At 31.8% G+C, this 14050-nt stretch carries 11 protein-coding genes; 7 read left to right on the top strand and 4 right to left on the bottom strand.

Annotated elements, in window-relative coordinates; translation table 11 throughout:
- Positions 1-9 precede the first annotated feature (9 nt).
- Positions 10-696: a lysoplasmalogenase family protein gene (locus ACVC43_RS04560; RefSeq protein WP_452223390.1), complete on the top strand. Its 687-nt coding sequence runs from the start codon at positions 10-12 to the stop codon at positions 694-696.
- On the opposite strand, the gene ACVC43_RS04565 is transcribed toward ACVC43_RS04560, so the two are convergent.
- From ACVC43_RS04565 to ACVC43_RS04575, 3 genes are read right to left on the bottom strand one after another with little or no spacing between them, the layout of a single operon-like run.
- On the bottom strand, positions 691-2304 hold the full coding sequence (locus tag ACVC43_RS04565; RefSeq protein WP_452223391.1) for an ABC transporter substrate-binding protein: 1614 nt from the start codon (positions 2302-2304) through the stop codon (positions 691-693). The two genes, ACVC43_RS04560 and ACVC43_RS04565, sit on opposite strands and share 6 nt — an antisense overlap.
- A 6-nt stretch (positions 2305-2310) precedes the next feature.
- On the bottom strand, positions 2311-4080 hold the full coding sequence (locus tag ACVC43_RS04570; protein WP_452223392.1) for a hypothetical protein: 1770 nt from the start codon (positions 4078-4080) through the stop codon (positions 2311-2313).
- A 10-nt stretch (positions 4081-4090) separates the two neighbouring features.
- Positions 4091-5245 (bottom strand): ABC transporter ATP-binding protein, encoded by a 1155-nt coding sequence (locus tag ACVC43_RS04575; protein WP_452223393.1) that lies wholly within the window; start codon positions 5243-5245, stop codon positions 4091-4093.
- 109 nt (positions 5246-5354) lie between these two features.
- Here ACVC43_RS04575 and mtaB point away from each other — a divergent pair, with 109 nt between their 5' ends.
- Complete coding sequence (gene mtaB / locus ACVC43_RS04580; protein WP_452223394.1) at positions 5355-6689, top strand: tRNA (N(6)-L-threonylcarbamoyladenosine(37)-C(2))-methylthiotransferase MtaB; 1335 nt, start codon at positions 5355-5357, stop codon at positions 6687-6689.
- Positions 6690-6752: 63 nt separating this feature from the next.
- Here the strand turns inward: mtaB and ACVC43_RS04585 are convergent, their stop codons facing one another.
- Positions 6753-7049 (bottom strand): N-acetyltransferase, encoded by a 297-nt coding sequence (locus ACVC43_RS04585; protein ID WP_452223395.1) that lies wholly within the window; start codon positions 7047-7049, stop codon positions 6753-6755.
- A gap of 121 nt (positions 7050-7170) precedes the next feature.
- On the opposite strand from ACVC43_RS04585, the gene ACVC43_RS04590 reads away from it, so the two are divergent.
- The 5 genes from ACVC43_RS04590 (at position 7171) to ACVC43_RS04610 (ending at position 14044) form a co-directional block, all read left to right on the top strand.
- Positions 7171-7842 (top strand): alpha/beta hydrolase, encoded by a 672-nt coding sequence (locus ACVC43_RS04590; RefSeq protein WP_452223396.1) that lies wholly within the window; start codon positions 7171-7173, stop codon positions 7840-7842.
- Between the two features lie 45 nt (positions 7843-7887).
- Complete coding sequence (locus tag ACVC43_RS04595; protein WP_452223397.1) at positions 7888-8817, top strand: lytic transglycosylase domain-containing protein; 930 nt, start codon at positions 7888-7890, stop codon at positions 8815-8817.
- Entirely contained in the window at positions 8818-10278 is a 1461-nt protein-coding gene (cls, locus tag ACVC43_RS04600) for a cardiolipin synthase (RefSeq protein ID WP_452223398.1), read from the top strand.
- Positions 10279-10319: 41 nt separating this feature from the next.
- Positions 10320-10706 carry a sulfite exporter TauE/SafE family protein gene (locus ACVC43_RS04605; RefSeq protein WP_452223399.1) on the top strand — a complete coding sequence of 129 codons (387 nt, stop codon included), beginning with the start codon at positions 10320-10322 and terminating at the stop codon, positions 10704-10706.
- Between the two features lie 179 nt (positions 10707-10885).
- Positions 10886-14044 (top strand): T9SS type B sorting domain-containing protein, encoded by a 3159-nt coding sequence (locus tag ACVC43_RS04610; RefSeq protein ID WP_452223400.1) that lies wholly within the window; start codon positions 10886-10888, stop codon positions 14042-14044.
- Positions 14045-14050: the final 6 nt, after the last annotated feature.

Raw genomic sequence — 14050 nt, forward strand, 5'->3', positions numbered from 1 at the left:
GCTGTCCTTATGAAGTTTCTGTTAACCAATAAAATTTGCTTTGGAATTCTATTCTTCATAATCTTATTTTTTGATATTTATGTAAAAACGAATTTAGATAGTTACCAAATTAGAATAGTAACTAAGTCTTTGGTAGTAATTTCCCTTATTGCTTACTTCTTAATCAATAAAAATAATAACTCAAAAAACAAATATGTTATTATTGGTTTATTATGCTTTTTAATTGGAGATCTCTTATTAATTTTCTTCGAAATAACAGCATTATACATCATAGGCTTAGTGCTTTTTGTAGCCGGAAAATTGTGTTATGTTTACAGGTTTTCTAATGAAAGGGATTTTAGCATGTTATCGCTTACTCCTTTTTTTGTTTTATGTTTTTTATATATGATATTTATTATGCACTTCGTGATGAATAATTTAGGGGCATTTTTTATACCAACATTATTATATTTATTTGCTTGTTTATCGGTTATATTATTTGCCTATCTTAGAAAAAATGAAGTCAATTACAAGAGTTTTATTATCGTTCTAATTGGAGTAGTTGTTGCCACATTGTGCGATAGTATTAGTGTATTACAATCTTTTTACTATCAAGATTTTCCATATCATAAGTTTTTAATTATGTTTCTTTATGGCCTTTCTCAATATTTAATTGTTTCTGGATTAATAGAAGAGCAGAAGCCGTATAAATTATAGTTTATTTACACGTTTTAAATCCAGTAAATTTGTTGGGTTAATGCCTAAGTTGTTAACGTTTTTTCTTGTAAACCTCACTACTTCATCATAATAAAGTGGGACAACTGGTGCTTCTGAGATTACTAAACTGTCCATTTTAGAATATAGATTTTCTCTGGTTTTAGCATTTGTTTCTTTTAATGCCTGAGTGTACCAAGTATTAAAAATATCGCTTTTAAAGTGCGTATAATTTGGACCATTTGGCGCGAAATTTTCACTATAGAACAGTGATAAATAGTTTTGCGCATCTGGATAATCGGCAACCCAACTGGCTCTAAATAAATCTAATTTACCATTGGCTTTAGCACTTTTTAAAGTAGAGGCTGGAATAACATCTACATTAACAATTAAACCTGCTTTTTGTAATTCGCGCTGGATGTATTCGCAAAAATTTAAATAATTACTTGTTGTGGTTATTGTAATCTCTGGGTTGATACCAGTTTCTTTTTTAAATGTATTGATAAGGGTTTTAGATTTCTCAGGATTATAATGATAACCAATATTGGCCTTAAAACCAGGCAGACCTTTTGGTATAAATCCTCCAGTTGCGGGAATACCTATGCCGTTGCGTAAATAAGTCATCATTTTTTGTCTGTCGAAACCATAATTAACGGCTTGTCTTATTAATTTCGATTGCATTTCTGTAGCTTGAGAATCCATAAAGAAAGCTAAATATTCTGTATTTAAATAAGGGCCTCGAATCATGTTAATTGATTCGGTGTATTTCGCTCTTAATTCGCCTTTAGTCGTTAATATATCGTCTTGATACGAGGCATCTAAAGAGTTTAAAAAATCGAGATTACCTTGTATAAACTGAAGAAATTCACTTTGTTTATCGGGCAAAAAAGTAATGGCAACGGCTTCTAAATACGGTAGCTTCTTGCCGTTGGCATCAGTTTCAAAATAATTTTGATTTTTCCTGAATACAAGTTTAATGTTCTCTTCCCAACGTTTAAATTTAAAAGGTCCAGTACCAATTGGATTTGCTCTAAAATTGTTACCATAATGTGTTACTATTTCTTTAGGCACAACCGAACAATATTTCATTGCTAATTTACCTAAAAACGAAGGGTCTGTAGACTTTAGGGTAATGACTAAAGAATCTTGAGTAACCGGATTAATATCCCAAATGTTATTAACCACCCAACTCCCTGACGCTGCAAGACGCTCATCGCAGTTTCTAAATAAACTGTATTCAAAATCTGAAGCATTCACTGTTCTGGTGGAGTCTGTTCCAAATAAGGCATGTTTATGAAAGTAAACATCGTTTCTAAGAGAAAAAGAATAGGTGAGTGCATCTTTTGAGATTGTCCAGCTTTTAGCAATACAAGGTTGTACGTTTAGACTATCGTCCATTTCAACCAATCCATTAAACAATTGGTTTACAGCCCAAATATCTGCATTGTCTTTAGCAAAAGCAGGATCTAAAGAGCCAATGTTTTTATGCTCATTATATCTAAAAACCTGTTTGCGGTCCTTTGTCTTATTATTATTTCCGCAGGAAAAAATAAGCAAAAACAACCACAAGATAGACAGATAGTTCAATACGGTATTAAAGTTTAAAATCATAATTATTTAACCTTCTGGCATGGCTTTCCAGTTTAATATTTGTTTAGAGAACAAGAACACGAAAATAAAACCGATAGCAAGAAGGATATAACTCCACAGTCCTGGAGCTAATGTTTCCAATAGTATAAAACAGCTTTCTTTACGCACTCTGTAATCGCTGTATAAAACTCTACAAGTATCGGATTGGTGCATAGTTATTATGCCAAAAATTAAAAGTATATAAGGAACGAAACCAGCTAAAGTAATATTCATAAAAATGGCAGCAATAGATTTTTTTATTTTTGTAATAAAAAAGAGCGCTACAAGAAGAATAGTCGTCCCAATTGCAAGTATAAAATAGAGCATAAAATATTCAAAACCTTGACCGTTAAATGCAGTATAATTAACTAATGCAGCCACTAATGCTACAAAAATCATTAATATTCCCGACGAAATTATAGAAAACAACAGTGGTTTTAAACCGGCAATTCTAAAGACAAATATTAATGTAGTAAGTATAAAGCTAATCCACAAAAAGAAATGAATTTCACTACCAACTAGTGGTTTGGTTTTTAATTCCTCGATATTTTCGAAGGCAATTCCTAAGTTATCGGTTTCTATAAAATAATCGGTTATCAGCTCTTGGTGAAGTTTCTCAAACGGTGTTAAGTTTTCTTTATACTCCAAATGGTTGTATTGAATATTTCGCTCTTCGTCATTAATAATGTGTTTTAATTTAAAATCGTTAGGATTATAAATTAAACCTAACCAGATGTCTGGATCGAGATTGTGTTTAATTTTATATTTTTTGGAGCATTCTAAAAAGTTATTTAGAATAGCTTTTATTGCTATTGCACTTTTAGTTTCTAATAGATTATAATGTGCTTTATTTATGAGAAATAGCTCCTCTTTTTTGTTAAACTTACCCTTGTTTATTTTATCTATATGGTAATAGTTGTCGTTATAACTATTGTAGTTTTTATAAGAATCATAACTACTAATTTTAGAGGAGTAAAATAGTTTAGAATAGTTGTAGTAACTAGGCTCTATGGTTTTAATGTATGGACTTATGTCTTGCGCCTTATTTTTAAAATAGTAGGTTATTGTGGAGTCGGTTCGCTCAGAAAATAAACTAAACCGGTTAGCATTATTTTGATAGCTATTACCAATTTTGATAGTTTCGGTTCTTAAATCGTAAAATTGATATTCTTTATCTAAAAACGTATAATACGTTTTTTCATAATCTATATTTTCTGGTCGTACCTCGCAATACAATGTATTTAAAGGCTCTGGATAGTTTACATTTGCAAGTGTATAATTGCTTATCCCATGAGAGAAAAAAGGTGCTGCTTTATTAGCAAAGGCAATATCCTGAGCCATTTCTTTGTCTTGGTAGGTGATCGAAATAAAAGTTTTAACACCAGCCATATAGGAATAATAAAACGTAATGGAAGTTAAAATAATGATGAAATAAAGAATAAAATGCTTAAATATCCCGAGTGTATTTGTTGGATAAAAATTCTTGAAAGCATTATTTTTAAACATAAAAATTAGCCAGCCAACTAAAAGTATTATGGATACCATTACACTAAAAAATACCATTCCATTTCTATAAAATATATCGATGGCATTTCTATCGTGTAGCGTTTCTGGGTTTGTAAAAGAACCCATTCCAAACAAGTAGAATATAATATGAATGATTAGAGAAGCACCAAGCATCCAAACAATTTTGGTATTCCATAATGCAGGATGGTTTTCCAGTAAATAGGTATTTGTTTTATGTATAAAGTTTTTCATTTAGTAGGTTTTAAGAGACAAAAAATCGACGTGTTGAGTCAGAGATATTTCTTGTGTATGTAACATCAATTTTATTTTTGCCTAAGGCTTCTAGTACAGAAGCAAAAGATGTTTCTGGCGAGAAATATGCAATATAAATACCACCATTAAAAACCAGTTTGTTTAGTTGAAGTGATTTAAAAATGGACGACAAAGTCTCTCGGGAGGCATCACAATCCAATTCAACAATAAGTCCTGTCGTTTCTTGTGCTTTAGTGCTACTTATGTTTTCTGTATATTTTCCGTCTTTTAAATAAATAACTTTGTCCGATACTTTTTCAACCTCATATAACTGTTGCGAGCTTAAAATTAATGCAATGGGATTGTTAACAGAATTACATATAGATTTTAAATCTTCTAATATAACTTGTTGCGCCAGGACATCTAAATTTGCTAATGGTTCATCCAAAAGTAAAACCTCTGGTTGTCTTAGTAAGGTTCGGGCAAGTTCAAAACGCATTTTGTAGCCCGAAGACAATTCGCTCCATTTTAAATGTTTGTAATTCCAGAGTCCTAATCTGGCAATCATCATTAGTACTCTGGTTTCATTTTCATTTGCAGGTATATTATAACTTGACAATACAAACTTTAAATTATCTTTTAAACTACCATACCACTTTTGGGTGCGTTGAGGAATGTAAACCAAGTTGGAGCGCAACTCGAACGCACTTTCTATCTCATTGTCAAAATTGTAATTAATAACACCTTCGGTGGCTTTGAGCTCGTTGGCTAATACGCGAAGCAGTGTGGTTTTTCCGTTTCCATTTTCACCAACCAAGCCGTAAACGTTGCCTTTGTTTATTTGTAAAGAGATAGGGCCTAATTCAAACCTGTTAAAACCATAACTTTTTTTTATGTTTTTGGCGCTAATTATAGGATTAGAAACATCGTAAGGGATAACAGTTTCTTTTGCTATTTCTTCTAATATTGATAACGATTTTTCAATTAATTTTTCCTCCTCATCTGGGTTATTTTCTTTCCAATCTGTTAAAGCAATGATAGCTCTGTAAATGTCAAGATTTTGAGTATCGGTAGCACAATCCATTAATTTTCTGTAGCCTAAAACCACATCGTTGTTCTTTAAAAACTGAGCGACGTCTTCAATTCGTTCTTCAAATTTTGTCATATTTATAAATCACTTATAAGCTTACTTGCAAACAATTACTTAAATTTGCATGCTTTAGATAAAGTAGGAAGTAAATATAAGAATTCTAATAAGGAATAGACTTAAAATTTTGACAGTTAATACCAAAAAGAAAGTAGCATTTTATACCTTAGGTTGTAAACTTAATTTTTCTGAAACTTCTACAATAGCAAGAAGTTTTAAAGATGAAGGGTTTGAGCGTGTGGATTTTAATGAAACTGCAGATATATATGTAATTAATACATGTTCTGTAACAGAAAATGCAGATAAACGTTTTAAAACCATAGTGAAGCAAGCACAGAAAGCAAATCCTGAAGCTTTTGTAGCTGCAGTGGGTTGTTATGCACAGCTAAAGCCTCAAGAATTGGCAGATATTCGTGGTGTAGATTTGGTATTAGGAGCAACCGAGAAGTTTAAAATCACAGATTACCTTAACGATCTTACAAAAAATGATTTTGGAGAAGTCTATTCCTGCGATATCAACGATGCCGATTTCTATGTGGGCAGTTATTCCATAGGAGACAGAACACGTGCCTTTTTAAAAGTTCAGGATGGTTGCGACTACAAATGCACCTATTGTACAATCCCATTAGCTCGAGGTATTTCAAGAAGTGATGCGTTAGAGAATGTATTAAAAAATGCTGAAGAGATTTCGGCTAAAGGCATTAAGGAAATTGTACTAACAGGTGTTAATATAGGAGATTATGGAAAAGGTGAATTTGGTAATAAAAAGCACGAACATACTTTTTTAGAACTGGTTGAAGCTTTAGATAAAGTTGAGGGGATAGAACGTTTGCGCATTTCTTCTATCGAACCTAATTTGCTTAAAAACGAAACTATTAATGTGGTAAGTAAATCGCGTGCATTTGTACCTCATTTCCATATTCCGTTGCAAAGTGGTCATAACGATATTTTAAAGCTCATGAAACGACGTTACATGAGAGAATTGTATGTCGATCGTGTATCTAAAATTAATGAAGTCATGCCTCATGCCTGTATTGGTGTAGATGTTATTGTTGGGTTTCCAGGCGAAACCGAAGCACATTTTTTAGAGACATATAATTTTTTAAATGAATTAAATATTGCTTATTTACACGTATTTACTTATTCTGAAAGAGATAATACCGAAGCTGCAAAGTTTAAAGAGGTGGTGCCTAAAAATGTAAGAAGCAAACGCAGTAAAATGCTAAGAGGATTAAGTGCAAAAAAACGTCGTGCATTTTACGAAAACCAAATAGGAAGCTCCCGAATAGTATTGTTTGAAAGTGAAAACAAAGCAGGCTACATTCATGGTTTTACCGAGAATTATGTAAAAGTGAAAGCGCCTTGGAATCCGGAACTTGTAAACACAACACATCAAGTAAATCTCACAAAAATAGATGAGGATGGATTGGTTAGGTTCGAGTTTGAGAATATAATGGCATAAAAAAAGCTGAAAACGTTTATTTTCAGCTTTACTAATATTTATTTTTTATAGATTTTATTGCAATTATATCCTTAATCCTACAGGTAATAATTTCTTGTATTGCCTGTTTCGTCTAATAAATTTAGCTATTTCAGGACTTGTAGGTACAATACTTAAATTCCTTTCCTCAACATTTTCAAAGACTAATTTTAAAAAATCACTGGTAAAATTCTCGTCTTCAATTCCTTCCGGAATAATTAATTTTGTTAAAAATATCTTTCGCTCCTGTAGCGAATATTCAATTTTTGCAAAATGGTCTTGGGTTTTTAATTCAAATTGACGTAAAAATTCATTGTCAACTAATTCAGCAGCATCAATCATAAGTAAAAATTTTAATTTATTTTTAGGGATTCAAAAATAGTGCCAACTATTTTTATCATTTACACTTTGCAAAAGTACTAAAAATTATCGATAATAAGTTCCCAATTACTGTTAAAACCTTATGAATCAAGAGATAATACATGTTTATTTAATGCCAGGTATGGCAGCAAATCCTTCTATTTTTGATAATATCTCACTACCCGAAAACCTGTTTAAAACACACAAGCTACATTGGGAGATTCCATTAAAAAATGAAACATTAAGTGACTATGCGCTTAGAATGACAAAAAAGATAAAACACGATAATGTAGTCTTGTTGGGCGTTTCTTTTGGCGGAATTTTGGTTCAGGAAATGAGCAAGCATATTAAACTTCGCAAACTGTTTGTGGTATCGAGTGTAAAAACCAAACACGAACTGCCCAAACGTTTTAAAGTCTTAAAAGCCACAAGGGCTTACAAATTACTGCCAACACAATTGGCTGGTAATATAGATTTATTGGCAAAGTTCGCCTTTGGAGATCTTATTAAACGACGTATAGATTTATATAAAAAGTACCTTTCGGTAAACGATAAGTATTATTTAGATTGGTCTATTTCGCAAGTAATAAACTGGAACCAAACCGAAATTATACCAGAAGCTATTCATATTCATGGTGAAAAAGACATTGTATTTCCTCACCATTGTTTAGGAGATTGTATTACTATTAAAAACGGGACGCATATTATGATTATTGATAAATATAAATGGTTTAATGAGAATTTGCCCAAATTAATTTTAGAAGAAAAGGAATAGTTAATTGGTAAATAATTTATAATTTTATAAAAAACGAATATGACGATGAAAATAGTACAAAAAGTATTGGCAGGAATAGGTTTAGTTTGTTTGGGAGCATTATTTATTAATGCTTTTCAAGATGCACCTACAGATGAAAATTTAGAAAAGAAAATGATTAACGATTACAACGTGTATGCGTTGCAGGTTCCAGATTATTTAGAATTTGCTGGAGAGCGTGTACCGTTAAATAATCCAGATATTCTTGAGCGTATGGATAAAGAATTGCTGGTGAATACTTATTGGCAATCTAATGGCTTGCTTATGTTTAAGCGGGCTCAAAAATATTTTCCAATTATAGAACCTATTTTAGCAAAAAATGGTATTCCAGATGATTTTAAATATTTAGCTGTTATAGAAAGTGGTTTAACAAATGCAAGATCACCTGCTGGTGCAAGTGGCTTTTGGCAAATTATGAAAGCAACCGGAAAAGAAAATGGCTTAGAAGTAAACGATAATGTAGATGAACGTTACAATCTTGAAATGGCAACACAAGTGGCCTGCGATTATTTAAAAAAATCAAAAGAGCGTTTAGGGTCGTGGACCAACGCAGCAGCAGGATATAACGCTGGTAATTATGGAATATCTAAACGGTTAGAGGCTCAGAAAGTGGAAAATTATTACGACTTACTTTTAGGTGAAGAAACTGGTCGTTACGTTTTTAGAATCATTGCTCTAAAGGAAATTCTATCCCATCCTAAAAAATACGGCTTCAATTTTAGAAGTAAAGATTTGTATTCTAATATTCCCACTTACAAAGTGGCTGTAGATACTGCTGTAACAGATTTTGCTCAATTTGCCAAGGAGTTTGGTATTAACTATAAGATTTTAAAAATACATAATCCATGGCTTAGGGAAAACAAATTAAATAATTCATCAAGAAAGCAATATTTTATTGAAATTCCTGAAAAAGGTTACTATACAGCAACACCGTAAATGATAGATTTTGTTAAAAACAATTGGTTTGCAATTATTATAGGTATAAACTACTTGCTAGCAATATCTGCTGTAATAACCATTCTATTTAGAAACATAAACCCAACAAAAACACTAACATATATAATTGCGTTAGTGTTTTTTCCTTTTTTAGGATTATTGGTTTACTACTTATTTGGGCAGGAATACAGAAAAAATAAAATTTTTAATCGTAAACACATTCTCAATCAAAATATAATTAAAAAATTAAATAATGATTTAGAGCAAAACAAACAAGAGTTAGACGAATTAGAAGACGATTTTTTGAATGATAAAATTAGATTGGTAAAATTGCTTCAAAAAAGTGATAAAGCGCCATTAACGTTGTGCAATTCTGTAAAAATTCTTAAAAATGGAGAAGTAAAATTTAAACATTTATTTGAAGATCTAAAAGCAGCCACTCACCATATACATATTGAATATTATATAGTAAAGGACGATGAAATTGGGTCCGAGCTGCTAAATATATTATGTGACAAAGCAAAAGAAGGTATTGAAGTAAGATTAAGTGTAGACGACGTGGGTGCAGATATTTCTGCAAAAATGAAGACAAAACTAAAAGATAGTGGTGTCGAGTTTTATTCATTTATGCCAGTGTTATTTCCTAAGTTTACGGGAAGAATGAACTATCGTAATCATAGAAAAATAGCCATTATTGATGGTACAATTGGTTATGTTGGAGGTATAAATATATCAGATAATTACGTAAACAAACCAGACAAAAAAGACTATTGGAGAGATACAAGCTTACGCATAGAGGGTGAGGCTATAGTAACCTTACAGGTACAATTTCTAACGAATTGGCAATTCGTTTCAGACTCAGAAATTAATGATGTCACAAAACACTATTTCCCTAATAAAGAGTGTAAAGATAGGGTGGCTGTACAAATTGCGGCGAGTGGTCCAGATACTGATTGGTCTAACATAATGGATGTTATTTTTTCTGCAATCGTTTCTGCAGATGATTATATTTATTTAACAACTCCATATTTTATTCCTAATGATGAGCTTATAATGGCCTTACAAATAGCCTCTCGAAGTGGTATAGATGTACGCTTACTTATTCCAGATGAAAGTGACTCATGGATAGCCAAGCATGCTACAAACTCTTATCTGCAACGCTTATTTCGTGCAGATATTAAAGTGTACCGTTACACCAAAGGTTTTATACATGCCAAAACAATGGTAGTAGACGATGTGTTTTCTACTATAGGCACGTCGAATATGGATTATAGAAGTTTTAATATTAATTTTGAGATTAATGCTGTAATTTATAATAAAGAAACAAGCAAGGAACTTAAAAAAATCTATTTAGAAGATTTGAAAAATGCCGAAGAAATGGATCCTGAAATATGGGAGAAAAGATCGAAGTTTAATAAGCTTAAAGAAGCGTACTGCAAGCTTTGGGCGCCTTTATTATAAAATAAATTTTAAAAATATAACCGCTTTTGCGGTAATTAAAGATGAAATCAAAAATGGATGTACAAATATTACTTATTTTAATAATCGTAGGATTATTAGCGGGTGTGTTTAGTGGTATGTTTGGAGTAGGAGGTGGCGTAATAATGGTGCCATTAATGGTATTTGCTTTAGGTTACAACCAACATCAGGCACAAGGCATGAGTTTAGCAATTTTGGCGGTTCCAGTAACTTTTCTGGCAGCATATACATATCACACCACAGGCGATAATCCTATTAATTTTAAGTATGCTCTAATTATTGCTGCCTGCTTTGTATTGGGTGGCTATTTTGGGACTAAAATCGCCATTTCAATTAATGAATCAGTACTTAAGAAAATTTTTAGTGTGTTATTAGTTGCAGTAGCTGTTAAAATGTTTTTTAGTAAATAATACAATTTTAAACCAATCTCCTTATAATTACATATATTTAATACTAAATATTTGAAATTAAAATGTTTAAGAATAAATTATGCTATAAAGTTAAAGCACCAAAGTATATTATTACTTTCATTTTTTTAGTTGCCTATTCCAATTGTTTTTCACAGCTTTCAGATTTCAACTTAACGGTTATGGCCACAAGTGAAACTTGTTCAGGTAATGGAGCTCTGCAAATGTCAGTGTCTAATACCACAGCAAACGCTACTATTATTTATACCTTATTTCTTTTACCAGATACCATAAACCCTATTGCAGAAACATCTAATAATGTTTTTAATAATTTGCAATCTGGTGATTATAGTGTTGTTGCCAATCAATATTTAAATAACGAATCCAACTCGCAACAGCAAAACATAACTATAAATAATGAAACCTCTCAACTTGATTTCGATGTTTCGCACACAACAGATAGTTCATGCGATACAGACGGTACAATCACGGTAAATGTAACATCTGGTAACGCTGTATTGTATGAAATTATATCTGGTCCACAAATAATTAGTCCGCAATCCTCAAATATTTTCGAAAACCTTGTATCTGGAACATATATTATTAGAGTTTTTGACGATTGCGATAATGCGGTGTCTAAGAGTTATACCATGGTGTTAGACACCAATAATATAAGCATGACCAGTGTAAATCTTCCAGAAATTTATCAAAATTGTGATGAAGCAATTATTACAAACAGTGTCTTAGCGCTGTCAAATACATCTGTAATTTATCCATTCGATGTAATCATTACTGTTATACCTCCAGACGGATCAAATAATATAATTTTTACACAAAATATAGCATCTGGATCTTCAAATGGATTCGAAATTAATCAAAACATCCCTTTATTCGGACCAGATAGTTTTATAGTTAATATAGCAGTTTTAGATTCTTGTGGTAACTCTATAGACGTTGATCATCCTATAGATCCAAGCCCGATAGTTACTTTAATTTCAAGCGAAGCCTCATGTGGTCAATATTTTAGTTTAACGGTAACTAATTTTTTACCGCCATACACATTGAGTTTTGCTTCCAGTCCAATTAACTTCATTCCATTAAATTTTAATGTTAATTATCCAGGTCCTTATAGTAACTCAAGTATAAGCTTTGGTGATGATCAAAACCCACTACCACTTGGTGATTATGAAGTGTATTTAACCGACTCATGCGGTAGAACAGGAACTGGGATTATAGAAATTGTAGAAGATCTGGTTGAACCTCTTATTTTAACGAGTAACAGTGGGTGCTCATCTTCATCTGGTTTTATAGAAATTGTACTCCCAGATAGAGAAATTGTTTCTGCTACAATTGTTTCTGCGCCTTCAACGTATATGGTAGCATTGCCAAATAATGTAGATGCTTTTATTAACAATGGCATATTAACAGTCGAAGAAAATATAACAGCTGGCGTTTATATGTTAAGTATTATAGATAATTGTGGTTTTAATTATACAATTGAAGCTTCGGTTCCAGAATTCCAATTTCAAGAATTGTCGGCAATAGTAAGACCAGATTGCGAAACTGCTACAGGCTCTCTTAATCTTGAAAGTAATCATGGAAGCTTAACTTCTGTTAATATTATATCTGCTCCACAAACTTTTACAGAAACCTTACCTTATAATGCGAATAACAATATAAATTCTAATGGTGCTCTTTTTATTAATAATTTACCAATTGGTAATTATGTTATTGAAGCAACAGACGAGTGTAATTTCCAATACAATATAACCATAGAGATTACGAGCTACTCAAGTACTCCAGATGCCTACACATTAACCCGTAATTGTGGGTCTTTTGATATTACTATTAATGATGTCGATGAAAGCGTAACTAATAAAACCTATTGGTTTCAAAAGTTCTTTCCGGCGACCAATACTTGGGGTCATCCTAATACTGGTGTAGTGTATACAAATGGAGATATACCTGATACAACAACAGCCATAGAATTAGAAAATGATCAAACGTTATTAAATATTTTTTTAGTTGGCGATTTTAGAATTATAAAAATGTTTCAGTCTTTTAATTCTAATAATCAAGATGCATATTGTTTAGATATTTTTGCGAATTTTACTATATTTTCAGATTTAATAATTGCAGGAGCCTATAACTTGGATTGTACAGGTGGAGGAAATTCTTCAGACGTTATTATAGATGTTATAGGCGTTGAACCCTATAATTTTAGTATTATATCTCCAATTGTTTTAGATAATGGTTCAAGTAATACTTTCGCAAATTTAGCTCCAGGCACTTATGAAATAAGAATAGAAGATGCATGTGGAAGTATCGAGAATACTATAATTAACACTGAAAACCTATTACCTTTAGCCAGAGCAAACATGCCCGGAAATTTATTTGTGTGCAGAAATGATTTTATCGAGCAGCAGGCGTTTTCATTAACTAATCAAACTGACCAGATTTTAGGTAATCAAAATCCAGATAATTATAATGTTACTTACCATATTTCTCAATTAGATGCTAATACGGGTAATAATCCTTTACCAGACGAATATTCTAACATTTCTAATCCTCAAACAATATATGCCAGAGTCTCTCACATAAATTTAACAGTCTGTTACGCAACAACTTCTTTTAATATTGCTGTGGGACAAACACCACAATTAAATCAAGAGGAGGTAGTGTATCTATGCAAAGAAGATACCTTAACCTTAACAGCAGATGCAGGATTTGATTCCTACTTATGGTCAACAGGTGAAATAACACAGTCTATAGTTATAGATGAAGCTGGCGTTTACACTGTTGTAATAGGAAACACATATCAGGATTTTAGTTGTGAAAGTACAAAAGAGTTTATTGTTAATAGCTCTGAACCAGCTATTATAGAGCACATTGAGACATTGGACTGGACAACATCTCAAAACACCATTACCGTTTTAGTTTCTGGAGTTGGAGATTATTTATTTTCAATAGATAACTTCAATTTTCAAGAGAGTAACACCTTTACAAATCTTGAGCCTGGTGAATATATCGTGTATATAAAGGATGTAAATGGTTGTGATACAGTTATAGAAGAGGTGTTTTTATTAAATTATCCTCGTTTCTTTACACCAAATGGAGACAATGAAAATGAAGTATGGCAAATTAAATTTTCTAATTTAGAACCAGAACTAAAAGTTGTAATCTTCGATAGATATGGAAAATTTATAACGCAATTCGGAAGTCAGGATAGAGGATGGGATGGAACATATAATGGATTTAATATGCCAACCAGTGATTATTGGTTTGAAGTAACAAGAGCTAACAATCGCAAATACAAGGGGCATTTTACCTTAAAAAGATAGTGTAGA

It is taken from the genome of Lacinutrix chionoecetis, from assembly GCF_053604665.1.